This window comes from Paenibacillus sp. URB8-2 (assembly GCF_013393385.1).
Lineage (GTDB): Bacteria > Bacillota > Bacilli > Paenibacillales > Paenibacillaceae > Paenibacillus_AQ.
In genome coordinates, this window is record NZ_AP023239.1 from 1,888,534 (window position 1) to 1,913,895 (window position 25,362).

A 25,362-nucleotide genomic window follows, 5' to 3' on the forward strand; every position below is an offset into this window, starting at 1 on the left:
ATTAGCGGGGTGATTTCTGGCATGTTGAAAATAGGATTGATCGGTTTCGGATTTATGGGCCGGATGCACTTTGACAATTATGTCCGGTTAATGGAGGAAGGCTGCCCTGTTACGCTCACCGCGATCTGCGATCCGCGGATCGAAGAGCTGAAAGACGGCAAAGCGGGCGGGAATATGACCACGGCCCGTGAAGTGTATGATTTGTCCGCTTACAATCTCTACACAGATCTGGAGGAAATGCTGGCGAACGAGCAGCTCGATGTCATCGATATTGCGGCTCCCACGTATCTGCATGCCGAAATGGCCTGTTCGCTGCTGGAGCGCGGCATCCATGTATTCTGCGAGAAGCCGATGGCGAGGCATTCGGTGGACGCCTGGAAGATGGTCGAAACAGCTAAACGCAACGGGAGGAAGCTCATGATTGGGCAATGCCTCCGTTTTTGGCCGGGCTATGAATACTTGAAGGATGTTGTAGACAGCGGCAAGTTCGGCCAGACGACGGAAGGCTATTTCTACCGGGGCTCCGGAGCCCCGAAGGAATGGTTCCTCGATGAAAAGCTCAGCGGCGGCTGCATTATGGACATGCATATTCACGACACGGATATGATCAACTATCTGTTCGGCAAGCCGGAGAAAGTATCGACTCTTGGGCGCAATGTGCTCCCGGGAAGCGGATACGATATCGCCTCCACCCATTATTATTATAAAGATGGAAAAGTCATCAATGCCCAGGTGGACTGGACGCTGAAGGGGGATTTCGGTTTTTACATGGGGTATCGTGTCAATTTCGAACGGGGCAATGTGGTGTTTGACGGAAGCCGGGTCAAGGTGAATCCGAATGACGGACCGGGCTTTACCCCGGAGATTTCCCCGGATGCCGGCTATTACCGTGAGTTGGATTATTTCCTGGATGCGGTCATCCATGACAAGCCCGTTGCCGTGTGTACACCTGAAAGCGCGGCGGAATCCCTTGAACTCGTGGAAGCGGAGATCGAATCGGCAGATGCCCAAGGGGAATGGGTGAAGCTCGTCTAAATAAGATGAGAGCCGCACCGATCAATGCTGTGCATTAAAGAACCGGGTTTTGCTGCGGGCAAAGCCCGGTTCTTTTTCCAAAAGTCAATGTTTGTAACTTATTATTCATCATGCTATCATTTTCAGGTAGAATAAGTGCAAATATTGGTTTGAAGGGGAAGGCCTAATGAAGAAGATCAAAAAAGTTCAGACACACGAAATGGTTTCGAAAGAAATCAAAGATTATATTCAGCAAAACAATTTGAAGAAAGGAGACAAGCTGCCTTCCGTAGAGCAAATTATGGAAAATCTTGGCGTCGGCCGTTCTTCCATCCGCGAGGCGATCCGCTATTTGGAGGCTTTGGATATTATTGAAGTCCTTAACGGCAAAGGGATATTCGTCAAAGAACCGTCCTTGTATCAATTATCGACCAAATTTACGGTAGAGGATGAGAAATCCGCGCTTCTTCAGCTATGCGATGTCCGCAGAGGCTTGGAGGGAATTGCGGTGGAGCTGGCGGCGACACGGGCCACTAGGGAGCATTTGGACGAGATGTGGTATTATTACGAGCTGATCGGCAAGACGACCGGAGCGGAAAGCTCTATCGCGGATATGAAGTTCCACCAGGCGATTTACCGGGCTTCGGGCAACGTCATTCTGCAGGAAATCATCGGATCGATCTGGAATACGTTTGTCGAGTTTTGGCGGGCGCCGTTTGGCAACAAGGACTTTTTCTATGACAGTTACCCGTTCCACAAATCCGTCGTTGAAGCGATCGAGGAGAAGGATGCGCAGAAGGCGAGAGAAGAATTCAATAAAATGATGGACGTCATGGTGAGAGCAATCACGGAAGTTGAGTAAACTTACCTGACATAAGGATTGACATGGACGGATGAGGGATGTTAAGATTCATTAAGAATTTAACTGAATTATTGTTCTTTCAATGCAAAATCAGTAGTAGATTGAATGTTGATGGCACGTAACTTGACATAACGGGAAGGTCTTGGAAAGCAGAATTAGGTTTTTCAGGCTCTTACCTGTCAGACAGGTTCACAGCATTACTAGCAGCCAGATATTTCCTCCAGCTGATCCCCTGAAGAGAGGGTGAGCAGGAGCCTGCGCCTCAACCTGTATGACAGCATGACAGTATGGCAACTTGGCTGCAGCATGAATGAGAATTATGAAGGGACTATGGACCTTTTATAATAATATTTTTCTGAATGAGGGGGATTTTTGTGAGAATCGGTAAAAAATTGTTCGCATCAACTTTATTGCTCGTAACGGCACTCAGCTCGTTAACCGCATGCGGGAGCGGGACAAGCAGCGAAGGAGCTGCGGGAAGCGGCTCTTCCGAACAAGTAAAGATCCGAATGATCGAAAGCTTGACCAGCCCGGCCCGGACGGAAGTCCTCAAGCAAATGGTCAGCAAATTTGAAGAGGCTAATCCGGGGATTGATGTCGAGCTGATCTCCCCGCCGCTGGACAGCGCCGATACCAAAATTGCACAAATGCTGTCTTCCAAAGCGGATGTCGATGTACTGGAAGTCAGAGATTCCACCGTCAAGCAATTCGTAACGAACAACTGGATTGCCGACTTGTCGGCCTACACGTCCAAGTGGTCCGGTTACGGCACGCTGAACACCAGCGCACAGATGTCCGCCAATTATATAGAGAACAAGCCTTATTACATTCCTTACGGCCTGTATGAAAAAATATTGTTCTACCGCACCGACTGGTTCAAGGAAAAAGGACTGGAAGCGCCCAAGACATGGGAAGACCTGTACGAAGCGGCTAAAGCGATCACCGATCCGTCCAAGAACCGTTACGGCTACTCCTTCCGGGGCGGAAAAGGCGCCGACAGCTATATTGTCGATATGATCCGTGACTACAACGGAACGAACACCAATCCCGAAGACGCCATGTTCCTGAAGAACGGCAACACGATATTCAGTACGCCGGAAGCCAAGCAGGCTCTGGAGAACCACCTGAATATTTATAAAGACGGCGCACCGAAAGATTCGGTGAACTGGGGATTCGCGGAAATGGTCGAAGGGTTTGAAGCGGGAATTACCGGCATGCTGATTCAAGATCCGGATGTCATCGACGTCGTCAAGCAAAAAATGGGCGAAGGCACCTGGAGCACGGCGGCTATCCCGGCAGGTCCTTCCGGCGTTACCCACTTTAAAGTCGGCGCTGCCGGATGGGGAATGGCAGCCCATTCCGAGCATAAAGACGAAGCTTGGAAATTGATCGAGTTCATGTCCAGCCCAGAAGAGAATGAATTTTTCACCCAAAAAATCGGTCTGATTCCCGTGCATACAACCGCCTCGGAGAACGACTTCTACAAGACCGGCTACTACAAGCCATACATGGATATGAACGCAGATACCGCCCATTATATTCCGGTCAAGCCTGAAACGGATTATAAAGGCTTCGGAGAATGGCGCTCGATCATCCAGCAGGATACCCAGGCGATCATTTTCGGCAAACTGTCCGTGGACGACGCGCTTAAGAAATGGGACGCTTACTGGCTCGACCAGAAGAAACAAGGCTAGTAAATATTAATTCAAACATATGGGTACGGTGCTGCCGCCCATATGTTTGTTTTCAGAGGAGGTTCCTGTCCTGATGAACAATACTAGCGTCCGTAAACCTCGCCTAAACCGCACCACCGCTTTTATCCTGTTCTGTCTGCTGCCCGCGCTTATTCCGGTGGTTGTGCTTACGTATTTTCCGATTTTCAAGGGCATCATTATGGCGTTTCAAAATTACTCGCTTTTTAATTTGAACGACATCCGGTTTATCGGCTTTGACAATTTCAAAACGGTTTTGCAGGACCCGAACCTGCCGACCATTATGCAAAATACGGTGCTTTGGGTGTTTATATCCCTGATCTTGCAGTTCGCCATCGGATTCGTTCTGTCGCTCCTGCTGTATCAGAAATTCCCGGGCAGAGGCGTTTATCAAGGTCTGATTTATTATTCCTGGGCGATGTCGGGATTTCTGATCGGGATTATCTGGCGCTGGATGTTCAACGGCCAAATCGGCGTCATCAATGATATGCTGCTCAAAATGGGGCTGATCTCGGAGCGCATCGGATTTTTGTCCGACCCGAAATGGGCCATGTTCTCGGTTATTGTGGCGAATATTTGGTACGGGGTTGCTTTTTTCGCCATCATGCTTACAGCCGCCATGCAATCTATTCCCGAAGAGCTGTTTGAGGCTGCCGATATGGACGGCGCGAACGGACTTCAAAAGATGCTGCATGTCATTATTCCCTACATTCTGCCGACGATCATTACGACCACGGCTTTGCGGGTCATCTGGATATTCAATTTCCCGGATATCATCTATGCGATGACGAACGGCGGACCGGCCAATTCGACGCATATTCTGTCCACGTTCATGCTTGATAAAATTGTCTTCGGCGGGGATTACGGCTTGGCCGGCGCCATCGGGGTCATCTCGATCGTACTGCTGCTGCTGTACACCCTATTCTATCTTTTTGCTACGAAAGCGAGTAAGGCGGGTGATTTTTAAATGAAACGGAAGGTTATAAGCAGAGTTAAATTAAGTTCCAAAGTGATCATTCTCGGGATCTGGCTGTTATTCATGGTCTTTCCTTTATATTGGATGATTCTTACTTCGCTGAAGCCCAAGAACGATATTTTCAAGTTTCCGCTGGAGTATTTGCCGGAGAGGATTTCGTTTGAGAACTACGCCAACATCTTCGCGATTTCCAAATTTCATGTGTATATCGGCAACAGCCTGCTCGTTTCGCTCTTGTCGGCGCTTATCGTCATTATTATTTCCATATTGAGCAGCTATGTGCTGGCGCGCTTTACGTTCCGGGGCAGCCGGCAGATTATGAGCGGTTTCTTCCTTACGCAAATGATTCCGATGTTCATCGGATTTGGTCCTCTTTATAGCATCATGTCCCAATTGAACCTGCTTAACAAACAGGGCTCGCTTGTCCTGATGTATTCCGTGCTTCTTATCCCGTTCTGTACGCTGATGTTAAAAGGGTTCTTTCAGCGGATTCCTTCAAGCCTGGAGGAAGCGGCGATGATTGACGGATGCTCCCGGCTGGGCGGATTAATCCGCATTATCCTTCCGGTGATGAAGCCGGGGATATCGGCGACGTTTATTTTTGCTTTTGTTCAGAACTGGAACGAGCTGTTCCTGGCCATTATGTTCATCGACAGGGAAGAGGCCAAGACGATCCCCGTGGCGATGAATTCCTTCATTACCAAGTTTGATATCGATTGGGGAGCCATGTCGGCGGCGACGGTTCTGTCCGTCATTCCTACTATGATCCTGTTTGCCCTTTGTCAGCGATTGATTGTGCAAGGCCTGACGGACGGCGCTGTGAAAGGTTAGGGAATAGGACACTACATCAGAAAGGATATGACTAGTGATGACGGAAATAGAAAAAATAACAGTCAGCCGGAAACACGACCCGCAGACGGTTGTCGTTCATGACAAACACGACGAGCGCCATCAGGGCTCCGTAACGGTGCCGCAATACCAGACAAGCCTGTTCAGCTTTGCCACCCATGCGGAATTCGACCATGCGGCGGCGGAGGAACCGGACCGGCCGATGTATTCGAGGGGCAATAATCCGACCGTCCAGCAGCTGGAGCAGCGGCTCGCGCAGCTTCAAGGCGGCGAGAAAGCCCGCTGCTTCGCCTCAGGCATGGCGGCCATCTCGACAGCCATTCTGGCTGCAGTTCGCACGGGGGATCATATCGTATGCGTCAGCCAGGTTTACGGTCCGACCCGCAAGCTGCTGGAGAATTTTTTGACCAAATTCGGAGTGGAATTCACTTTTGTGGACGGGACTTCCCGGGAAGCTCTCTGGTCAGCCGTGCGCGGCAACACGAAATTATTTTACCTGGAAAGCCCGACCAGCCTGCTGTTTCAGCTTCAGGACTTGAAGGCTTGCGCGGAGCTGGCGAAGAGCATCGGCGCGTTGACCTACATAGACAATACTTGGGCGACGCCTTGTTTTCAAAATCCGTTCTCGCTGGGTGTCAATCTTGTCCTGCATTCCACAAGCAAGTTTATCGGCGGGCATAGCGATGCCATCGGCGGTGTCGCCATCGGCTCGAAGGAGCTGATCGGCCGGATCAACGAAAGCGAGTATTTGCTGCTCGGCGGAGTCATGACTCCCCATACCGCTTCGCTGACCATGCGCGGTCTGCGCACGCTGCCGCTTCGCATGGAGCGGTTCGAGAAGAACGGTCTGCTGGTCGCTGAAGCTATGGAACAGCTCCCGCATGTCCTTAAAGTCCATCATCCCGGCCTGCTTTCACATCCGCAATATGAGCTGGGCAAGGAGCAGATGTCCGGGTACAGCAGCCTGTTTGCGTTTGAGACGGACCTGACGGTCGAAGTGATCAAGCGTTGGGCGGATCATCTGGAATATTTCCGGATCGGCGTGAGCTGGGGCGGATACGAAAGTCTGGTGACCGTTCCAACCCTGCCGGAAGGCTATGAATCGGCAGCCGGACCGGTTGTCCGGTTATATATCGGCCTGGAAGATCCGGAGCTGCTGATCGAGGATATCAAGCAGGCTTTCGAGAAGGTGACCTGATCTACATAGCCTTCTAACATGTGTCTTGGAAAAATGAAGTATTTTTAGTTTGTAGAGGACGCAGCCCAAGCGAAGAGCGGGAGCGTCCTTTAATATTTGTTGAACGGGCAGGTTTATTAAACAATTGAAGATTTACGTCTATCTAGCCAGAATATGACTAGTACAGCATCAGAATTAAAATAGTTAACTTTTGGTAGATATGATATAGTCGAGAGAAAAAGAGGTATCGACTATGAAACTACGTGCATATGCGGTTTGCTTGACCCCGGATCAGCAGAAAGAATTACAAGGGGTGTGCTCAAAAGGGAAAGTGGCCGCACGCTCACTCCGGCGAGCACAAATTCTGTTGTGGGCGGACGAGAACCGGGTGGGCGGCAAGCTTTCGGACACCACCATTGCGGAGCAATTACACATCCACACCAACACGGTATATCTGGTCCGTAAGACCTTTTCGGAAAAGGGATTACAGGCTGCTGTCGAACGAAAAAAGAGACTGACACCGCCAAATCCTCCAAAGGTTACCGGCGAACTGGAGGCGAAAATCATCGCGCTCAGTTGCAGTACTCCGCCCGCTGGAAGAAGTCGGTGGACCCTTCGACTTTTAGCAGACAAGACCGTTGAACTGGGTTACATTGACAGCATTTCGTACGACACGGTGGACCGCATTTTAAAAAAACGAACTCAAGCCCCATCTTCGTAAGTGTTGGTGCATTCCACCGAAGCAGAATGCAGCGTTTGTGGCAGCCATGGAAGATGTATTAGAGGTCTACCATTTACCCTACGACAGCGAATGTCCCGTGATTTGCATGGATGAGAAACCGTTCCAACTGCTGGATGACGCTCGAAAACCGATCCCGATGAAGCCCGCCAAGCCGCTGCGTGAAGACTCCGAATACGTACGTCATGGGACCTGCAGTATCTTTATCTTCACTGAACCGCTTGTGGGCTGGAGACACGTCAGCGTTCGTCCTCGCCGCACAAAAATGGAATGGGCGGAGCAAGTTCGAGAACTGTTAGACGTACATTACCCGAGTGCACCCAAAATTCGTTTAGTGATGGATAATTTAAACACGCATTCGATCGCCTCGTTGTATGAAGCCTTTGAACCGGAAACCGCCTTGCGTCTAGCCAAACGGCTCGAAATTCATTACACCCCCAAACATGGCAGTTGGCTGAACATTGCTGAAATTGAGCTGAGCGTAATGACGCGCCAATGTTTAGCAAGACGAATTCCGTCAATAGAAGAATTAGCAAGCGAACTGACCGAATGGGAATCTGCTCGTAACGCTTCTCAAAGAGGTATAGATTGGCAATTCACTACCAAAGATGCACGGATAAAACTTAAAAGGCTTTACCCACAATTTAAAGACTGATGCTGTACTAGTAGGAGAGAAAATAACTCCTTATCTAATTATGAGTTTAATCTGGAAAAAGATAAGTCTACGTAGACCGTCAAGCAATCGTTTGACATACGTCAGAAAAATCTGTATTAATTGTCCACTCTAAACGTCTAACCCATTCGTTTTGAACTTCTACAGGAGCATTACTTACCCTCATAAGAATATTCCATACTTTATATATACAACATGCTTTTAATTGTTCTGACGAAATGGAAAATGGATAATGGGATATGTATTCATTTATAAATGCTGTATTCAGTAAATGTGCTTTTTCAGAGTAATGAAGCTTTGTAAACCAACATACCCAAGCTATATCATTCATAGGATTTCCCCATTCAGCCCATTCCCAGTCTAAAATATTCACATTATTTTCTGGTTCAAACAGGACATTATGTGACCCATAATCACCATGAGTCAATACCCATTGTTCCTCGTTCGACTCAGCCCTACATAATATCTCCTTTGACTGCTTAGTTAGTTCAACTGGTACGTATTCCAAATCTAAATCCGCATCCTTTAACATAGCAATATTACTTTTTCTTATCCCTTTGCCATTTCCATTAAAGTGGTTTGTATGTATTTAAAGTGCCAATAATTTACCAATACCCTTATATAATATCGTTCCTCTCTCCCAATCTTCCGAATCAAGGATAGACTGTGTACCTCTGTCAATAGAGTAGACACAAAGAATCGAGAAAATTATGCAGCGAATCGGTACATACGTTCGTACTCATTGGGCGTAGAGTACCCAATTGCTGAATGGATTCTCTTTCCATTGTAAAAACAAGTAATGTATTCAAAAATGCGTTTCTTGGCTTCCTTGCGTGTTTTGAATTTTTCCAAGTAGACGAGTTCTTTCTTGAGCACACTGTGGAACGATTCGATGCACGCATTATCGTAACAGTTCCCTTTACGGCTCATACTGCCTTTCATCTTATAGGTGCGCAGTCGCGCTTGGTAGTCATGGGAAGCGTACTGACTGCCACGATCCGAATGATGCAGCACCTCACCACGAGGCCGCTGCTGGCTGTAGGCACGATCCAGCGCCGTTAACACCAGTTCTTTCGTCATTCGCTGATCCATGTGGAAGCCAACGATTTTACGACTGTACAGGTCCATGATGCTCGCCAAATACAGCCAACCCTCATCGGTCGGGATATACGTAATATCAGCCACCCAGGCCTTGTTTGGAGCTGCCGGATTAAACTCGCGGTTCAGCACGTTCTCTTGGACGGGCAGGTTGTGCTTCGAATTTGTTGTGGCCTTGTATTTCTTCACCGTGCGAGAGCGTAAACCCAGCTCCTTCATGATCCGAGCGACCGTTTTCTCGGATACACGTATGCCCTGCTTATGAAGTTCTTTTGCTACTTTGGGGCTTCCATATAATCGACGCGATTCCAGAAAGATACGACGGATCCGCCGCTCCAACTTGCGACGTCGTTTTTCACGTTTGCTGGCTTTTCGCTTGGTCCATTTGTAATAGCCGCTTCGGGATACATCAAAGGTTTTGCACATCTTCGAGACTCGGCACTTGAAGCGATGATCGTGGATGAAGGCATAGATCAGCGCCGGTCTTTGGCGAAGTAGTGCATCGCCTTTTTTAAGATGTCGTTCTCCTCTTCCAGATCACGAATGCGTTTCTGAAGGTCTCTCATTGCCTTATCGTCGGCTTTCAGTTGTCCACTGCCTGGAAAGGCTTGTGCACCGTCTTGCTTATATTCCGCCATCCAACGATACAGGGTGTTGTCGCTTATCCCCAGTTCGCGGGCGACCTGCGCCACCGCCTTTCCTTCTTCCTGGATCATCTGAATCGTTTGCAGTTTAAATTCTTTATCGTATTTTTTCGTCATGTTAGCACCTCGAATTTGGATAGGTTCATTTTACCCGATTCTCGGTTCCCCATGTCTACTTTTTAGTCTAGCAACACTGTCCATGAATACCATTCTTATAGTCCATTAATACAATTCTCACATTAGAAATGTCCAATAAATCATGAATGATGGGTGTAACTCCCGACCCCTGTAAAAGATTCAAACAATTAACCTCATTCATTGTATCTTCATTAGTTAAATGGACAATTTTAGCCACTAATAATGGATTAGTACCCTCGACAAGAAATGTAAGATTAGTGTATCCGCCTGTAAGACGAATCAAATTTACTTTTCCAAATCTTGCTTTTAATTTTTCCGTTATTTCTTCTATCATAACTTTATATCGTCTCACTTTCTCTGTGTTAATCGAAACCATATACCCACTCTTCTTGTATTGCCATATACTGGAACATCCCTCTATATCGTTATCGTTTCAAAAATAACATATAGTCGGTCGAAGGATGTGCCTACGGCATATCTGAAATCAACAAACATGAAACAGATGTAAAACACCCCCGACCCTTAACACCTCAGATCGCTTATAATCCATTCTAACGACTTATAGGCTTGCAAACCACTAATGAAGGACAAACACCGAAGCCCACACACTCCCGCTTTTGTCATCCTCACCATGTCAAAAACTATAGTTTTTGACAAAGTTTTTTGGAGTTTAATTTTTTGAGTTAGAAATCAATTCGACTCATAAATAGAAGGAATATTTTACATCCTATAGAATAAGAAAAAGGGGGTTATCTTTAAATATCATTGCTGTCGTCAAAAAGACCACAGCACTTCTAGCCAGCGACAAGATGAAATATTTTGCGATACAAAATGTTTGGAAATTGGAAATCATACGCATAATTGGAATGCAACTATATGCTGACAGAAAACTTGTTGACTAACTTTGACTGTTTTCTAAATGGAGGAATTAATCGATGGATAAGCAGGAGCTTGAACGTAGACGTAAATCGTTGGAAGAACAAATAGTTGATACAAGACAAGAAATTAGAACCGATAGAATGGATATGTCTTTCGGCGAAATTATGAGTATGTATGAGAATGATGAGATTATTATTAATCCTGAGTTTCAAAGAGCTTTCCGCTGGGATGAAGAAAGACAGACGAAGTTTATAGAATCACTTCTGGTAGGTATTCCGATTCCTTCTATTTTTGTTGCAGAAAATGAAAACAATATTTGGGAACTAGTTGATGGGCTACAAAGACTATCAACCATTTTCGCCTTCTTTGGTATTCTTAAGGATGAAAAGAAGAACAATTTAACCTTGACCGAGGGAAGTTTACTGAAGGAATTAGAAGGATTCGATGTTGATACGATACCAATTAAATATAAACTTCTACTAAAACGTGCAGTCTGTCGTGTAGAGGTAATTCGTTTCGATAGCCAATTTGATATGAGATATGAACTATTTAACCGCCTGAATACAGGTGGTGCAGAATTAAGTGAACAAGAAATTCGAAATTGTATTTTCCGAGGATATGACAATACATTTAATGCCTTTATTAATAAACTTGGAAGTGATAATAACTTCCAAAGGAATTTGAATATCAGAGAAGAACAAGCAGAACGAATGTACTATCAAGAACTTGTGCTAAGATTCTTCACCCTTAAGAATGCAGGAGCTAAATTTGAGGGCGATAGCAATATACAACAACACATGAGCAAATATATGTTAGAAATGAGCAAGAATCCTAATTTGTTTGATTTCAAGAGTGAAGAAAAACTCTTTAAAAGAGTTGTTAAATTATTAAATCAACTTGGCGATCAAATATTCAAACTTGAAAGAGTAAACTTCTCAACCAGTATGTATGATTCAATTTTAATTAATTTTGCTAATAATATTGACTATATTGAAACGTTGGCTGTCGAGGAAGTAACCCAAAAAATAGAACAATTAAAGAGTAATGAAGATTTTAGGAAAAATACTAGATCGGCTAGTAGTGGTAGGGGCAGGGTAAGTGCAAAAATTGAATTAGCAAAAAGATTCTTCACTCCAACGGAGGAGTGAAATAACATGCAACCAGAAGAACTAAATCAACTACGGTTTGAGAATTTAACCAAAGAACTAGAACATGAACGTGATTGGAGAGTTAAGGAGTTTGCATTAATAAAGAAACAATATCTGAGATACAAAAGAGAAGAATTTAAAAAAATATTTGCAAAAATGATAATCCCTCTATTGTATGCCCATTGGGAAGGCTATTGTGTCTCCTCATTTAAGTTGGTTTTGAAGTTCATAAATGAACAGAAACTAAGTTACATACAAATTACAAACAATTTATTTACCTATGCTCACCATAATACTTATAACTATTTAAAAGGTAAGCACAGCTTTGAGCAACGTTGTAAATTTTCTAAGAACTTTATGCAGTTAATAAATCAGCATGAAATATCAGTACAGACAAAAATAGATACAAAAGCTAATTTAAAATTTGAGGTGTTGCAAGAGGTTTGTAGTTTTATTGGAATGTCATTTGAAAAGTTTATAGAGCATAAAGATGATCTCGACAAATTAGTTAGTATAAGAAACGCAATAGCACATGGAGAAAATGGTTTTAGCTTTGATATAGATGAAATCACCAAAAATATTGTACTTGTAACTAACCTAATGGACTTATTACTAATCGAATCATTAAGCTACATTCAGGAGAAAAAGTACCTGAAAATGGAAAACACCTAGTTACTTAAAAAATCAAGAAAGTACCACTCCAGATTTTGCGGAGTGGTATTATTGTTTAAATATATACGTAAATCACATGGTTGAAGCGTGTTTTGTGCTTAGATTTACAACGGTGAGCCGTATCATAAATGAGAGGTCAAACCATTCAACTCCCTCATTATATTTTAGTTTTCTCACTCAGGCTCATAAATTCGTAGGATTGCGCCTTTAGCTAAGTGTCGGATAAGAAGGAAACAGAGGATTCGGTAGCTCGGAACAACTGAAAGGGCATGGAGAAATAAAGGCGAGGGATTATCACCCAATTTGTTCCATATCCAGCACGTCTCCATGTCGCCCCTAGCGATTTTCACTCCTATGTCTCAACGGGTCACGAGCCCTTTCATTCCTTCGTCACATCTAACTAAGGGGTGGAGATCGGTTTTTCCAACGGAACGGGTTCGAGCCCTTTAGCATAATGCCTCCGATTCTCCGTGCTTCTTGTCAATCCTGCGAATGCATCAACTGGTGAAATAACGCCGTTAAGCTGCTTGCGGACACACTTTAGCTGGGTTGTAAGCCTCGCTGCTCTTAGCTAGACTTACAAGCATACGTGCCACGTTACCACATAATTTCATAATGGATTTCATTTTCTTTAGCTTTTCCACATTGACATTGTGGTGGTGTAAGGCTCTAATATCTGGATTAGTCATAACCATGCACATGGTCTGAGGTAAAGGCAACGCCGGAGGGGCGGCCTCGCTTACTGAGGGCCTTCTTTCCACGCCATTTCCCGGAGCTGGCTTTAGCCAGATTTAGACCTGCATGGCGAAGCAAGGCATTTCCGTGCGCAAAACCGCTTAGATCACCGGCTTCCCCTAACACACCCGCCAAACTCGTAGCATTTACTCCTCGAATGGAAAGCATCTTCTTGGCAGTAGAGGAAGGGGTCTTTTCTCCAATTATTGATAAAGCAAAAAGCCGACAATTTGTCGGCTAAAGAGGAGAAGTTTATAGCGCCTGAATGTTTCAACTGAACTTCGCCCAAATGAGCTACCGAACCATTTCACCGGAGCATTCTCCTTGAAAGCCGTGCTTGCGGTCATAAACGACTTTTCCCCGGCTTAGGGTCATTTGCACGGCGCATTTCAATGTATGCCCAATATAAAGGCTGTGCGGATGCTTGGACAGCAGGTCTTCTTGTTCAACAGTTCGTTCCAGATTCATATCTAATAGGACCAAATCGGCGTCAAAACCGGCAGATATAGCCCCTTTATGAGGATATAACCCAAACCGCTTTGCCGGATTCGTGGGAAGGTATCTGGCGATCTGTGGGAGCGGAATATTTCGGTTCAGATGAGCTTCGGTCACCATGGCCTCCAATGAGAACTGCCCTCCGGAAATCCCGCCCCAAACTTCAAACATATTATCCGGATGATCAAATTTCATAAAGGAAGGACAAGGAGAGTGATCCGGGGTAATCATATCGATCTTTCCATTCCGGAGCTGCTCCCATAATTGTTCCTTGGCTTGATCGTTTTGGAGCGGCGGGGCGCATTTGGCGGAAGGACCAATCCGTTCAAAATCATCTTCTGTGAACAAGAGGTAATGCGGGCAGGTTTCGAGCGTCACGTCCAATCCGCTTTGCTTCGCGCGTTCGATCATTTCCACGGTCCCCGGATGGCTGATATTGACAAAATGCAGCGGACAACCCGTCTCTTCAGCATACAGCAAGGCGCGGCTGACCGCTTCCCTCTCGGCAAGAGGGGGGCGGGATTCCACATAATCGCGAACCGTTACTTGACCGTTTGAACATTTTTCCCGGGTTAGTTCTTGGGTGATTGCCTCGCTCTCCGCATGAAGCGCCAGAACCTTTAAATCCGATGCATTTTTCTGTAGTTCATCGGCGTGGTTCCGGCGATTTGCTTGAAGATCCGGTTAAAATGGGCCGGATTGTCGAAGCCGACAGAGGATGAAATCTCGATGATTTTGCCGTCGGTCTCCCTGAGAAGCCGCTGCGCTTCGGTAATCCGTTTCAAATTAACATACTCGATGAGGCTGAATCCGGTGACCTTTCGGAACTTGCGGCTAAGATAGTAGGGACTGATATAGAACCTTTCGGAAAGCTCGGCCAAGCGAAGGGGCTCCCGATAATTTTGATTGATAAAGTGAACAATTTCAGAGATTTTCTTGTGCAGTGGATGATTGGACTCCGTGCTCGCGGCCGCATTTCGGTGGGTATGCCTTGCGGCGAACAGCAGCAGCTCAATCACAAGCAGCCGAATATAGCATTCCCATCCGGACTGCTTTCGCGCAAGCTCATGGGCAAGTTTACCGAACAAGCTTTGAATGAATGCCTGCTCGGGCGGTTTTAGACGAAGCAGATGGGTATCCTGATGAAAAATCCCAAGCACTTCCGGTCCGACCACAAGCTGCCCCCCTCCCCCCGTTAAAAAAGCTTCGCTGAAATTAATGAGTATCCGTTCATGCCCGGGCATTCCAAGGTCGGATGTCTTATGAACCTCATTTTTGTTGATGAACACCAGATCTCCCGCATCTACATCATAGGTCCTGTCCCTGATAAAATAATTTCGCTCCCCGGCGACCAGGTAGTAGATTTCATAGGTATCGTGATAATGGTCGTTCATTCCGAACGGCTGGGGCCGGTTAATATGCTCAAAAAGAAACTCTCCGTCTTCCTCGCTGAAGGTTAACAACATATGTTCAGTCGGTTCAGTCGCCATAAACAACACCCGCTTTATCTGCGCTTTGATTTGGCTTTATTTTAGCATGCCCCCATATGTGAGGACAATATAAGATGCATAATCGAAAAATCAGGCAAGATATGCGGCGATATTGCGCTGATATTGCGTTACGATACAAGCGAGGGTTATGAAAATCCTGAAGTGAAATAAGCACGGAAAAAGGAGCTGTTATGATATGAGCGCTGTTAGAATGCCGAACCCCCAAAATTTAAAGATCGCTTACATTGGCGGAGGTTCCCGTGGATGGGCCTGGGGGCTCATGAGCGATCTGGCTATGGCTGAGGAACTTGCCGGGGTGGTCAGACTTTACGATATCGACCGGGAGGCTGCGGAGAAAAATGCCGTGATCGGCAACGGGCTGATGAAGAGAACGGATGTCAAGGGCAAGTGGTCGTATGAGGCTGTTCCCACGCTGGAGCAGGCGCTTGATGGAGCGGATTTTGTCATTATTTCTATCCTTCCCGGAACGTTCGAGGAGATGGCTTCGGATGTGCATTTGCCCGAGGAATACGGCATTTATCAATCGGTAGGCGATACGGTCGGCCCCGGCGGGGCGGTTCGCGCGCTGAGAACGATCCCCATGTTCGTTGAATTTGCCGAGGCCATTCGCCGTTATGCCCCGGAGGCATGGGTCATCAATTACACCAACCCAATGACGCTTTGCACCCGGACGCTGTATGAGGTATTCCCGGAAATCAAGGCTTTCGGCTGCTGCCATGAGGTGTTTGGCACGCAGAAGCTGCTTGCGCAAATGCTGGAGGAGGTGGAGGGGGACGCTCGAATTCAGCGCTCCGATATTAAGGTGAATGTACTTGGAATTAATCATTTTACCTGGCTGGATCAGGCTTCCTATCAGGACAAGGATCTGCTGCCGTTGTACCGCCGGTTCGTGGAGCGCCATTACGATGAAGGGTTTGAGGGCTCGGAGAAGGGGCATTGGCTCAACAACCATTTTGCTTCGGCGCAGCGGGTGAAGTTCGATCTGTTCCGGAGATATAACCTGATTGCGGCGGCGGGAGACCGTCATTTGGCCGAATTTATGCCGCATTCCTGGTATCTGGAATCGCCGGAGAAGGTTCAGGAATGGAAATTCAGCCTGACATCGGTGGATTGGCGCAAGCGCAATCAGAAAGAGCTGATTTTGAAGAGCAATCGTCTGGCGAATGGAGAGGAGGACTTTGTCATTAACCCGACCGGGGAAGAGGGAGTGGAGATGATTAAGGCGCTGCTTGGGCTGGGAGAGCTAGTCACCAATGTGAACCTGCCCAACCTTGGACAACTGGATGGAATCCCCTGTAATGCTCCCCATTGTCAAGACACGAATTGAGAGAAAATAAGTTAACTCCTCTCTGGTTTGAAATGGTAGGGTTTAAGAAGCTTTTCGGGTCAACGATTGCGAATATACAGTATCTGGTGAAACCTCGTTCAGCGCTTGGTGTGGACGTTCAGCGTTATAGAATTTCACGTAATTCGTAATGCCTTTCCGCAATTCACGGGGTGTTTCAAACTCATTTAAAAAGATGCACTCGTACTTTAGAGACCTGAAATATCGTTCCGTTCGGCTGTTGTCCGTCGCGCGGCCTTTGCCGTCCATCGAGACTTTTACATTCTCTTTTTCAAGCAGTTCCAAGTAAGAGGCATTGGTAAAATGAGAGCCTTGGTCGCTGTTCATAATCTCCGGCTTACAGTGCCGGAAAGCGCGTTTCAGGCAGGTCAAAACAAAGCCTTTCTCCAGTGTGCTGGATAGCTCATAGTCGATCACTTTGCGGCTGTACCAGTCAATAATATTGAACAGGTACATGAATCCTTTGCCCATACGGATGTACGTAATGTCGATTCCCCAGACCTGATTGGGGCGATCAATGGTAAGCCCGCGAAGCAGGTAAGGTCGGCAGTACTTGGCATGCAGACGCTTGCTGAGGTTCGGCTTCGGATACACCGCCTCTAAGCCCATTAGCTGCATCAGGCGGCGTATACGCTTCCGATTCACAGAATAGCCTTGATTCTTCAGGGACCTTGTCATCCGGCGATAACCAAAGTAAGGGTGCTTCATGTAGATCTCATCGATCCGATGCATGATCTGTACGTTCTCCTCACTTGGCTGCTTCTCGCTCACAGGCCGATACACGCTCGTCCGGTTCACAGAGAGCAGTGTGGCTTGCCGTTTTATGTTGATCTTCGGATGATCTCGTTCGACCATGGCCTTACGCTCGGCTAAGGGTTCATTTGAGGCCAGATTTTTTTTTGAGCCAGTCGACTTCAACGGTAAGTTGTCCGACCAGCTTTTCCAGGCGTTCCTGCTTGCTTTCATACTCCTTTCTCATCTTGTCCGCTTCACTCGTCCCTTTCTCGAACACCATGGACGCCCGGCTCAGAAACTCGGCTTTCCACCGGCTAATCATCACGGGACTCATTTCATATTTGGCGGCAATCTCGTTCACGGTCTGCTCTTCCTGCAAGACCTCCAGCACAACCTTCGTTTTAAACTCTGGGGTGTATCGGTTCCGTTTTTCCATGGCTTTATTATAACTTATTTATCACGCTCCTGTGTCTCAACCTACGGGAGCATTATACCCCGTCATGCCGTTGTGGAGACGAACGCAATATTCGGCTTCAACCGGGTCCAGCCGATTGTTTCCGGGCAGCTTCCTTCAGATGTGCACAATCTGGTTGCGCGGCATGTGCTTAACCAGGAATCACTGCTGCAAGCGGCGCTTAATAAAGACACGGAAGCGGTGTTCCACGCCTTCGTTAGTGATCCCCAGGTCAATCATCTGCCTCCTGAGAAGGCTAAGCAATTGTTCATTCGGATGCTGGAGAACACGCAGGAATATCTTCCGGGCTGGGCGGTGGAATTTTGAGGACTTTTATGGATGAACGGTTTTTGCTGGGAAATGAAACGGCGTTCCGGCTCTACACGGATTATGCGCAAGATATGCCCATCATCGACTATCACAGCCATTTAAATCCGCAGGAGATTTGGGAGGACAAACGCTTTGGCAATATTGCCGAGGTGTGGCTTAACGGAGACCATTATAAATGGCGCGCGATGCGCGCCAATGGTGTGGAGGAGCGGCTTATTACCGGCCGGCAGGATGTCACCGATTTTGAGCGTTTTGCGGCCTGGTGCGCTACAGTTCCAGCACTGCCGGGAAATCCGCTGTACCACTGGTCGCATCTGGAGCTCAGACGGATTTTCGGGATAACGGAAGAGATCAATGAAGGTTCCGCCGCGGCCATTTGGGAGAAGGCCAATGCGAAGCTCCAGTCGGAAGAGCTCACTGTGCGAGCAATAATCCGGGGCGCCAGGGTGGAGACGATCTGTACGACCGACGATCCGGCAGACTCGCTTGAATATCATCTCAAGCTGGGTAAGGAAGCAGACCTCGGGTTCCGGGTGCTGCCGACATTCCGGCCGGACCGCGCGCTTGAACTTGCCCGGACTGCCTTCGTTCCCTGGCTGCGCAGGCTGAGTGAAGCCAGCGGGTATTCCATCCTCACCTATCCGCAATTGCTGCAAGCGCTTGAAGAGCGGATTCTGTTCTTTCATCAAGCCGGCGGGCGAATCTCTGACCATGCGCTGGATTATGTTCCGTACGCCGAGGCGACCCTGGAAGAGGCTTCGACTATTTTTGCCAAGGCCGTCAGCGGAAGCAGTGTCTCCCTTGAAGAAGAACAAAAGTACAAAACGTTCACGCTGCTGTTCCTGGGAAAAATATATAAAAGGCAGGGATGGGTTGTACAATACCATATTAATGCCCATCGCAATAACAATTCTCTTATGGAAGGGCGGCTTGGCCCGGATACCGGCTACGACTCCATACATGACCACCGGCTGGCGTACCCGCTTGTCAGACTGCTGGATGCGCTGGACAATAACGATGCCCTTCCCAAAACGATCCTGTATTCGCTTAATGCGAAAGACAATGACGTATTGGCTTCCATCGCAGGCAGTTTTCAAGGGGAGGGGATTCCCGGCAAAATCCAGCTTGGTTCGGCATGGTGGTTCAACGATACGAAAAGCGGGATGCGCGCTCAACTGGAATCGCTTGGGAATATCGGCGTTCTGGGACGGTTCGTCGGCATGCTGACGGATTCGCGCAGCTTCCTGTCCTTTCCGAGACATGAGTATTTCCGCCGTGTACTCTGCTCTTTGATCGGTGAATGGGTGGAGCAGGGCGAGCTTCCGGATAACCGGTCATGGCTGGGCGATACGATTCGCAACATCAGCTATTGGAATGCCCAACATTATTTCGGCTTCGGCGGGAAAGAGTGAGCGCGATGAACTTAGCAAATAATATCCCGCTATTAAGCCGGCAGCTTATTGCCGGAGAGCCGGAGCCGGCTGTAAACGAGGAATCATTCGTGCCGGGAGAGCAGTCCGTGAACGAGGAACTGTCCGTGCCCGGAGACCCGCCTGACGGCAGGGAACGTCTGCAGCGTGATCCGGTTACGATTCTGCAGATTGGCGAAGGGAACTTCCTGCGCGGATTTTTTGACTGGATGCTGCAAACGGTCCGCCGAAAAGGGTTGTACAGCGGGACTGTGGCTGTGACGCAGCCGAGGCCGGGCGGGAGAGCCAAGCTGGAAAGCCTGAAGCGGCAGGATGGCTTGTACACATTGGTATCACGCGGCTTGGAAAAGGGGCAGCCGGTTGAAAGCCGGGAGGTGATTTCCGTTTTTTCCAGCATCATTGATCCTTATGAAGAGTGGAATCGCTTTCTTGAGCTGGCGGAAAATCCAGATCTGCGGTTTGTCGTCTCCAACACAACTGAGGCAGGCATTACCTACCGAGAGGAAAAGTGGGTAGAAGGCGAGGCGGTGGTTTCCTTTCCCGGCAAAATGGCGCTGTTTCTGCTCAGACGCTATACGTCCTTCGGCGGAGCCCCGGACAAGGGCCTGATCTTCTTGCCCTGCGAGCTGCTGAGCAATAACGGCGACGAGCTGCGCCGGTGCATCCTTCGTTATTGCGAGGCATGGGGCCTTCCTTCCGCTCTGAAAGAGTGGATTACGCGCAGCAATTGCTTCCTGAACACGCTTGTTGACCGCATTGTATCGGGCTACCCCAAGGACGAAGCCGCGGCATGGACCGCCCGGCTGGGCTATCAAGATGAGCTGCTGACGGTTGCCGAGCCTTACTATTCCTGGATTATCGAGACGGACGGCCTGGTGGAGGACATCATTCCTTTTCAGAAAGCGGGCCTGCATGTGCGGTATGTAGAGGACCTTCAGTCTTATCGGCTGCGCAAGGTACGGATGCTGAACGGGGCGCATACGCTTATGGCGCCGCTTGGAATTTTGCACGGCGTTCAATATGTCAGAGAGGCGTTCGAGCACGACCAGTTCGGCCCTCTCGTTCGCCATGCGCTGGAGGAGGAGATCCTTCCATCCCTGTCCATGGATCGGGAGGAGTTGATGGAATATGCCGGCAGCCTGTACGAGCGATTCCGCAATCCGTATATCGCGCACCGGCTCTCCGATATTGCCATGAACACCATCAGTAAATTCAGAGAGCGGCTTCTCCCCTCCCTTCTGTATTACTCTGAACACGGGCGGGAAGTGCCGCCGCTGTTGACGCGCTCCTTTGCCGCCCTGCTGCGCTACTACAAGATCAGGAAGTCGGCGGATGGTTACGAGGGGACGGATTTGAACGGAGTCGCCTATCTTGTTCAGGATGAAGCGGCGGTTCTGGACAGCATGCACCAGGTATGGAAAAAGGCCGATGACCGGACCGCTTCTGCCAAAGAGAAGAACTTTGCTGCCGAGACGAACTTTGCCACCGATGCGAATTCTGCCATTGAGATGGCCTCTGCCCTGCTGGGGATGAAGGGGCTGTGGGGGACGGATTTATCGACAATCACGGGCCTCTCGGAGGCCATTGCCGCACATTGGCGTGAAATGGAGATGACCGGCTATGAATGAATGGATTCAATTGCATAAGGACGATCATGTAGTCGTTGCCCTGAGGGATTTCAAACAGGGCGAAGCTGTTGATTTCTCTGCGCTCTCGGATTCCCCGGATTTGCCGCAGGTACAGCCGGTCAAGCTGCTGGATGATGTTCCGAAATATCATAAAATCCTGATCAAACCGGTAAGCCGGGGAGCGGAGATTCGAAAATACGGCTGCTCCATCGGGCGGGCGAAATCCGACCTTCAGGTAGGCAGCTGGGTTCATGTCCATAATCTGGAGAGCGGATTGCAGGAGGTGCAGGAGTATGTATACAGCCCTGCGCCGAAAACGGTAGCCGGCAATGAGCTTCCCGCCTCAGTCCCGGTATTCCAGGGGTACGTGAGAGAAAACGGCGATGTCGGCATCCGCAACGAGATATGGATCATCAATACGGTAGGCTGCATCAACAAGACCTGTGAATTGCTCGCCAAAAAAGCAAGCGCGCTCCATCAGGACAAGGTGGACGCCATCGCTCATTTTCCTCATCCGTTCGGCTGCTCGCAGCTGGGTGAAGATCTGCATTCCTTGCAAAGGGTGCTGGCTTCGCTGATTCAGCATCCCAATGCGGCGGGTGTTCTGGTAGTGGGCCTGGGCTGCGAAAACAACCAGATTGAGCTGATCCGGCAGGAACTGGGCGATTATTGCGCTTCCCGCGTACGCTTTATGAAGACCCAGGAGGCCGAGGATGAGATTCAGACGGGACTTGAGCTGATTGAGGAACTGGTTGCTTACGCGCAGCAGTTCAGACGGCAGCCTGTGCCGGTCTCGAAGCTTACGCTGGGGCTGAAATGCGGGGGCTCGGACGGGTTGTCGGGAATCACGGCCAATCCGCTTGTTGGCAGAGTGGCCGACCGGTTGAATGAGTGGGGAGGGTCGGCCCTATTAACGGAAGTGCCGGAAATGTTCGGCGCGGAATCGCTTCTTATGAACCGGGCTGCGGACAGCCGCACGTTCGAGCAGACCGTCTCGCTGATTAATGACTTCAAGCAATATTTCATAAGGCACGGGCAGCATATTTATGAGAATCCTTCACCCGGCAACAAGGCGGGAGGCTTGACTACGCTGGAGGAAAAATCACTCGGCTGCACTCAAAAGGGCGGACATGCGGAGATCGTCGATGTCATCGCTTACGGCAACCGTGTACGCAAGCCGGGTCTTTCTCTGCTGCAAGCTCCCGGTAACGATCTGGTGTCCGTCACGGCTCTTGCAGCCGCGGGCGCTCAGCTGGTCCTGTTCACGACAGGCAGAGGCACGCCTTTCGGCGGGCCTGTACCGACAGTGAAGATTGCTTCGAACAGTGATTTGGCCGACCGCAAGAGAACCTGGATCGATTTCAATGCCGGCAGGCTGGTAGAAGGCGCATCCATAGAGCAGGTCGGCGAGGAGCTTTGGCAGAACATTCTAAAGCTCGCCTCCGGCGAAGACAGAACCAACAATGAAAAGCATGGGTACCGCGAAATCGCGCTGTTCAAGGATGGCGTCATTTTGTAATCGGGATGCGGGGCAAAATAATTTCGATGCAGGTTCCGAGACCGTGCTTGCTCCTGATCTTCAGGCTATAACTGTAGCCGTACAGAAGCCGGAGCCGCTTATTGGTATTGAACAAGCCGATATGCCCGGTCTGCTCCACATCGGAGAGCAGTAGGGTCTGGAGCTGCTTCAGCCTATCCGGGGCAATGCCTGCTCCGTTATCAATGACGGATATTCTCAGCTTGTCCGCCTTCTGCACAATTTTTACTTTGGTCAGGCCGGGTCCGTCCTTCGCCTGTATCCCGTGATACAGACTGTTCTCGATCAAGGGCTGAAGCAGCAGCTTCATCGTATGGAGCGGCCTGATCTCCTCGTCATACTCAAAGAAGCAGTCAAATTTGTTCCGGTATCTCTTCTTCTGGATCTCCACATAATTTACGGTATTGGCCAGTTCCTCCATCCAGGTGACCGTCGTTGAAGGATTGCTAAGCGAGTAGGAGAGCATGTCGGACAGGTTCTCGATCATCTCGCTGGCTTTGTTCGGCTTGCCTGTCAGGCCCACGGCTTCCCAGTAGATAGAGTTGAGCGTGTTATACAGGAAATGGGGGTTCATCTGAGACTGCAGGGCAAGCAGTTCCATGACCTGAAGGCGATATTTTTTCTCGGAAAGCTGGGTTTGGATGTAACGGTGCTCAATAAAATGTTTAATCATATCTTGCATAATATACGAATACTCGTCCTTCACCTTTCCCGGCGGCCTTAATAGCGTGACATCCTTGTCCGCCGAATTGATCAGCGAGGAAATCATCAGCAGTTGGCGGTAGTTTCGGCGCGTCAGAATAAGAGTCAGAATCAGCCCGCAGACAAAGGAAAGGCAGGAAAAAGCAATGGTGTAGACCAGAATGCGGGATGAAGGCGCATAGAGCGTATCATGAGGAATAATGGAAACATATTTCCAGTTATACAATTTCGATTCGATCTTGGTTACATTGACTTTTCCCGCCGAAGAATTCATGTCAAAGAACGACGAGGGATTGGCGGAAAGCTGTCTGATTTCGTCGTCATTCAGGCTTTGCTGCACATTGTTGGCAAACAGAACGCGGTTGTGTTCATCCAGAATAAACATCATCTGTCCTTTATGGGTCGTGCTCGTGTTCAAAATGTTCTCGATATACTTGGGCCGCACATTGAGCATGATCGCTATTTTGTGCGGGACAATCACGTTATAGAACGTTGCCGATTCAGCCTGTCCGGTCTCGGAGGGCGTTACGTTCTTTCTTGTCATCCATTTTCCCGGAGGACCGTTATAGCTCATGAATTCGTCAAACCAGGCCGTGTCGTTGAATTTATTCAAACTTGAGAGGCCTTGCTCGGAAGAAACATAGCGGCCAAAGCCGTTGTCGGCATAAAAATAAATGGATTGAATGTAAGGCTTGGAGCTGGCCAGCGCGTTCATATAGCCGAAAATAATCTGGTACGCGGATGAGCTCTCGTAGGTGAAGGCGGGCGCCCGGAGTACCGAAGACAGCTCATTGAATACCTTGGCATCCTGATACAAGGCGAGATCCAGCGTATTCAATTCATCGAGAATCATTTCCAGCTGCCGCTGCGACTGAATAAGCAGGAACTTGCTGTTCTTGTTAATGTCCGCATTAATATAGTGTTCCGTGTTGAAGTACGACAACGTTCCCAGAATAAGCAGAGGCAGGAGCAGAGGAATCAGGAAGGTGGCCAGATGCTTGATAAAGTATTTTTCGGTCATTGTTCATTGGTGCCGTTTCGGATCTCGCTTGGCGTCTTTCCATAGAATTGCTTAAAGGTGCGGGTGAAGTTCTTGGCGCTGCTGTATCCGACCATTTCGCTGATTTCGTACGTTTTGTAGCAGGCGCTGTCCTGAAGGAGCTTCAAGGCCGCCTCCATCTTTACTTGAATGAGGTAATCGGAGAAGGTCTGGTTTGTTTTTTGCTTGAACACAAAGCTTAAATAATTGGCATTCAAATGGACGTTCCTTGCCGCTTCATCGAGAGTGGCGTTCTTGTAATTCTCCCGGACATAGGATTTGATCCTGCCGATCATCATTCCCTTGTCACTGCTTTCCGCTGGTTCGCTTTCATTCCCGGACACCCGGCGCTCATTCCGTTCCGCCTGCATCTCCGCGTTGACCTTGCCGAAGACATCGGCCAGCACTTGGTACTTTGCCGGTTTCAATACATAGTTAAGCACTTTGTATTTTAAGGCTTCCTGCGCATATTCAAATTCCCGGTAGCTGCTCAAGAACACGATTTTTACTTTCTTGTTGCGGTTATATACAGCCTCGGCCAGCTCAATTCCCGACATGACCGGCATCTTGATATCCGTCAATACAATATCTACGCTTCCGTTGTTTTCAATAAAGTCAAGGGCCTCTTTGCCGTTGCTTGCTTGGCCGATGATCTGAAATCCGGTGTCGTTCCAGGGGAAATAACTGCTTAACGCCTCGCGGCTGTCTGTTTCATCATCTACAAGCAGCAGGTTAAACATCATATCACCTCAGCCTATGTTAATGATTACGCTTTCTTTTCTATTATATCAGATTAGGAAGCGCAATTGGCATGTCCGGTCCGGTATTCCTCAATGTATG

The 25,362-nt window shown here is 48.5% G+C and carries 22 protein-coding genes and 1 pseudogene; 14 read left to right on the forward strand and 9 right to left on the reverse strand.

From position 1 onward, the window contains the following. Nucleotides 1–21: 21 nt before the first annotated feature. From PUR_RS08650 to PUR_RS08680, 7 genes are all read left to right on the forward strand, one after another. The gene (locus tag PUR_RS08650) at nucleotides 22–1,035 is read left to right on the forward strand and encodes a Gfo/Idh/MocA family protein (protein WP_179034898.1); all 1,014 of its coding nucleotides are present in this window, start codon (nucleotides 22–24) and stop codon (nucleotides 1,033–1,035) included. Between the two features lie 166 nt (nucleotides 1,036–1,201). Further along, entirely contained in the window at nucleotides 1,202–1,876 is a 675-nt protein-coding gene (locus tag PUR_RS08655; RefSeq protein WP_179034899.1) for a FadR/GntR family transcriptional regulator, read from the forward strand. 374 nt (nucleotides 1,877–2,250) lie between these two features. After that, nucleotides 2,251–3,570, forward strand: a complete 1,320-nt coding sequence (locus PUR_RS08660; protein ID WP_232101776.1) for an ABC transporter substrate-binding protein — start codon at nucleotides 2,251–2,253, stop codon at nucleotides 3,568–3,570. Nucleotides 3,571–3,643: 73 nt separating this feature from the next. Next, nucleotides 3,644–4,555 (forward strand): carbohydrate ABC transporter permease, encoded by a 912-nt coding sequence (locus tag PUR_RS08665; protein ID WP_179034901.1) that lies wholly within the window; start codon nucleotides 3,644–3,646, stop codon nucleotides 4,553–4,555. Next, nucleotides 4,556–5,395: a carbohydrate ABC transporter permease gene (locus tag PUR_RS08670; RefSeq protein ID WP_179034902.1), complete on the forward strand. Its 840-nt coding sequence runs from the start codon at nucleotides 4,556–4,558 to the stop codon at nucleotides 5,393–5,395. A gap of 37 nt (nucleotides 5,396–5,432) precedes the next feature. After that, nucleotides 5,433–6,611, forward strand: a complete 1,179-nt coding sequence (locus tag PUR_RS08675) for a trans-sulfuration enzyme family protein (RefSeq protein ID WP_179034903.1) — start codon at nucleotides 5,433–5,435, stop codon at nucleotides 6,609–6,611. A 232-nt stretch (nucleotides 6,612–6,843) separates the two neighbouring features. Further along, nucleotides 6,844–7,984, forward strand: a protein-coding gene (locus PUR_RS08680; protein WP_179033643.1) for an IS630 family transposase whose coding sequence is annotated in 2 segments (ribosomal slippage) — nucleotides 6,844–7,283 and nucleotides 7,282–7,984 — 1,143 coding nt in all. Because the reading frame shifts where the segments join, the coding sequence is not laid out codon by codon here. Nucleotides 7,985–8,063: 79 nt separating this feature from the next. On the opposite strand, the gene PUR_RS08685 is transcribed toward PUR_RS08680, so the two are convergent. From PUR_RS08685 to PUR_RS08695, 3 genes are all read right to left on the reverse strand, one after another. Beyond that, nucleotides 8,064–8,534, reverse strand: coding sequence for a phosphotransferase family protein (locus tag PUR_RS08685; RefSeq protein WP_179034904.1), 471 nt, complete (start codon nucleotides 8,532–8,534; stop codon nucleotides 8,064–8,066). A gap of 176 nt (nucleotides 8,535–8,710) precedes the next feature. Beyond that, a protein-coding gene (locus tag PUR_RS08690; protein ID WP_197970096.1) for an IS3 family transposase occupies nucleotides 8,711–9,861 on the reverse strand; the annotation gives its coding sequence in 2 pieces (ribosomal slippage) (nucleotides 8,711–9,606 and nucleotides 9,606–9,861; 1,152 coding nt in all). 67 nt (nucleotides 9,862–9,928) lie between these two features. Further along, entirely contained in the window at nucleotides 9,929–10,258 is a 330-nt protein-coding gene (locus PUR_RS08695) for an aminoglycoside phosphotransferase family protein (protein WP_179034905.1), read from the reverse strand. A 559-nt stretch (nucleotides 10,259–10,817) separates the two neighbouring features. Here PUR_RS08695 and PUR_RS08700 point away from each other — a divergent pair. Further along, on the forward strand, nucleotides 10,818–11,909 hold the full coding sequence (locus tag PUR_RS08700) for a DUF262 domain-containing protein (protein WP_179034906.1): 1,092 nt from the start codon (nucleotides 10,818–10,820) through the stop codon (nucleotides 11,907–11,909). A 6-nt stretch (nucleotides 11,910–11,915) separates the two neighbouring features. Next, the gene (locus PUR_RS08705; protein WP_179034907.1) at nucleotides 11,916–12,581 is read left to right on the forward strand and encodes an MAE_28990/MAE_18760 family HEPN-like nuclease; all 666 of its coding nucleotides are present in this window, start codon (nucleotides 11,916–11,918) and stop codon (nucleotides 12,579–12,581) included. Nucleotides 12,582–13,099: 518 nt separating this feature from the next. Here PUR_RS08705 and PUR_RS26505 read toward each other — a convergent pair. The 3 genes and pseudogenes from PUR_RS26505 to PUR_RS08720 all read right to left on the reverse strand — a co-directional run. Continuing rightward, nucleotides 13,100–13,493, reverse strand: a pseudogene (locus tag PUR_RS26505) (transposase); the annotation flags it as partial. A gap of 117 nt (nucleotides 13,494–13,610) precedes the next feature. Further along, a complete protein-coding gene (locus tag PUR_RS08715) occupies nucleotides 13,611–14,426 on the reverse strand; it encodes an amidohydrolase family protein (RefSeq protein ID WP_179037816.1) in 816 nt (271 codons plus the stop codon). Between the two features lie 5 nt (nucleotides 14,427–14,431). Continuing rightward, complete coding sequence (locus PUR_RS08720; protein ID WP_179034908.1) at nucleotides 14,432–15,301, reverse strand: AraC family transcriptional regulator; 870 nt, start codon at nucleotides 15,299–15,301, stop codon at nucleotides 14,432–14,434. Between the two features lie 196 nt (nucleotides 15,302–15,497). On the opposite strand from PUR_RS08720, the gene PUR_RS08725 reads away from it, so the two are divergent. Beyond that, nucleotides 15,498–16,649 carry a family 4 glycosyl hydrolase gene (locus PUR_RS08725; RefSeq protein ID WP_269474709.1) on the forward strand — a complete coding sequence of 384 codons (1,152 nt, stop codon included), beginning with the start codon at nucleotides 15,498–15,500 and terminating at the stop codon, nucleotides 16,647–16,649. 42 nt (nucleotides 16,650–16,691) lie between these two features. On the opposite strand, the gene PUR_RS08730 is transcribed toward PUR_RS08725, so the two are convergent. Continuing rightward, a protein-coding gene (locus PUR_RS08730; protein ID WP_442953713.1) for an IS3 family transposase occupies nucleotides 16,692–17,838 on the reverse strand; the annotation gives its coding sequence in 2 pieces (ribosomal slippage) (nucleotides 16,692–17,568 and nucleotides 17,567–17,838; 1,149 coding nt in all). A 54-nt stretch (nucleotides 17,839–17,892) separates the two neighbouring features. On the opposite strand from PUR_RS08730, the gene PUR_RS08735 reads away from it, so the two are divergent. The 4 genes from PUR_RS08735 to PUR_RS08750 are packed head-to-tail and all read left to right on the forward strand — an operon-like array spanning nucleotide 17,893 to nucleotide 22,763. Continuing rightward, the gene (locus PUR_RS08735) at nucleotides 17,893–18,183 is read left to right on the forward strand and encodes a family 4 glycosyl hydrolase (RefSeq protein ID WP_269474724.1); all 291 of its coding nucleotides are present in this window, start codon (nucleotides 17,893–17,895) and stop codon (nucleotides 18,181–18,183) included. Further along, complete coding sequence (gene uxaC / locus PUR_RS08740; RefSeq protein ID WP_179034911.1) at nucleotides 18,180–19,598, forward strand: glucuronate isomerase; 1,419 nt, start codon at nucleotides 18,180–18,182, stop codon at nucleotides 19,596–19,598. Before PUR_RS08735 ends, uxaC begins: the two co-directional genes overlap by 4 nt. 5 nt (nucleotides 19,599–19,603) lie before the next feature. Continuing rightward, nucleotides 19,604–21,244: a tagaturonate reductase gene (locus PUR_RS08745; RefSeq protein WP_179034912.1), complete on the forward strand. Its 1,641-nt coding sequence runs from the start codon at nucleotides 19,604–19,606 to the stop codon at nucleotides 21,242–21,244. Then, a complete protein-coding gene (locus PUR_RS08750; protein ID WP_179034913.1) occupies nucleotides 21,237–22,763 on the forward strand; it encodes a UxaA family hydrolase in 1,527 nt (508 codons plus the stop codon). Before PUR_RS08745 ends, PUR_RS08750 begins: the two co-directional genes overlap by 8 nt. On the opposite strand, the gene PUR_RS08755 is transcribed toward PUR_RS08750, so the two are convergent. Next, nucleotides 22,753–24,504 carry a cache domain-containing sensor histidine kinase gene (locus PUR_RS08755; protein WP_179034914.1) on the reverse strand — a complete coding sequence of 584 codons (1,752 nt, stop codon included), beginning with the start codon at nucleotides 24,502–24,504 and terminating at the stop codon, nucleotides 22,753–22,755. The two genes, PUR_RS08750 and PUR_RS08755, sit on opposite strands and share 11 nt — an antisense overlap. Beyond that, nucleotides 24,501–25,265, reverse strand: a complete 765-nt coding sequence (locus PUR_RS08760; RefSeq protein ID WP_232101778.1) for a response regulator transcription factor — start codon at nucleotides 25,263–25,265, stop codon at nucleotides 24,501–24,503. The genes PUR_RS08755 and PUR_RS08760 overlap by 4 nt, the downstream gene beginning before the upstream one ends. Nucleotides 25,266–25,362 lie beyond the last annotated feature (97 nt).

What these genes read in the sequence shown, in the direction of transcription:
- PUR_RS08655 (WP_179034899.1), top strand. Translation starts at nt 1,202, where the DNA reads ATGAAGAAGATCAAAAAAGTTCAGACACACGAAATGGTTTCGAAAGAA.
- PUR_RS08750 (WP_179034913.1), top strand. Translation starts at nt 21,237, where the DNA reads ATGAATGAATGGATTCAATTGCATAAGGACGATCATGTAGTCGTTGCC.
- PUR_RS08695 (WP_179034905.1), bottom strand. Translation starts at nt 10,258, where the DNA reads ATGGTTTCGATTAACACAGAGAAAGTGAGACGATATAAAGTTATGATA.
- PUR_RS08670 (WP_179034902.1), top strand. Translation starts at nt 4,556, where the DNA reads ATGAAACGGAAGGTTATAAGCAGAGTTAAATTAAGTTCCAAAGTGATC.
- PUR_RS08745 (WP_179034912.1), top strand. Translation starts at nt 19,604, where the DNA reads ATGAACTTAGCAAATAATATCCCGCTATTAAGCCGGCAGCTTATTGCC.
- PUR_RS08650 (WP_179034898.1), top strand. Translation starts at nt 22, where the DNA reads ATGTTGAAAATAGGATTGATCGGTTTCGGATTTATGGGCCGGATGCAC.
- PUR_RS08720 (WP_179034908.1), bottom strand. Translation starts at nt 15,301, where the DNA reads ATGGCGACTGAACCGACTGAACATATGTTGTTAACCTTCAGCGAGGAA.
- PUR_RS08755 (WP_179034914.1), bottom strand. Translation starts at nt 24,504, where the DNA reads ATGACCGAAAAATACTTTATCAAGCATCTGGCCACCTTCCTGATTCCT.
- PUR_RS08705 (WP_179034907.1), top strand. Translation starts at nt 11,916, where the DNA reads ATGCAACCAGAAGAACTAAATCAACTACGGTTTGAGAATTTAACCAAA.
- PUR_RS08685 (WP_179034904.1), bottom strand. Translation starts at nt 8,534, where the DNA reads ATGTTAAAGGATGCGGATTTAGATTTGGAATACGTACCAGTTGAACTA.
- PUR_RS08760 (WP_232101778.1), bottom strand. Translation starts at nt 25,265, where the DNA reads ATGATGTTTAACCTGCTGCTTGTAGATGATGAAACAGACAGCCGCGAG.
- PUR_RS08675 (WP_179034903.1), top strand. Translation starts at nt 5,433, where the DNA reads ATGACGGAAATAGAAAAAATAACAGTCAGCCGGAAACACGACCCGCAG.
- PUR_RS08725 (WP_269474709.1), top strand. Translation starts at nt 15,498, where the DNA reads ATGAGCGCTGTTAGAATGCCGAACCCCCAAAATTTAAAGATCGCTTAC.
- PUR_RS08700 (WP_179034906.1), top strand. Translation starts at nt 10,818, where the DNA reads ATGGATAAGCAGGAGCTTGAACGTAGACGTAAATCGTTGGAAGAACAA.
- PUR_RS08665 (WP_179034901.1), top strand. Translation starts at nt 3,644, where the DNA reads ATGAACAATACTAGCGTCCGTAAACCTCGCCTAAACCGCACCACCGCT.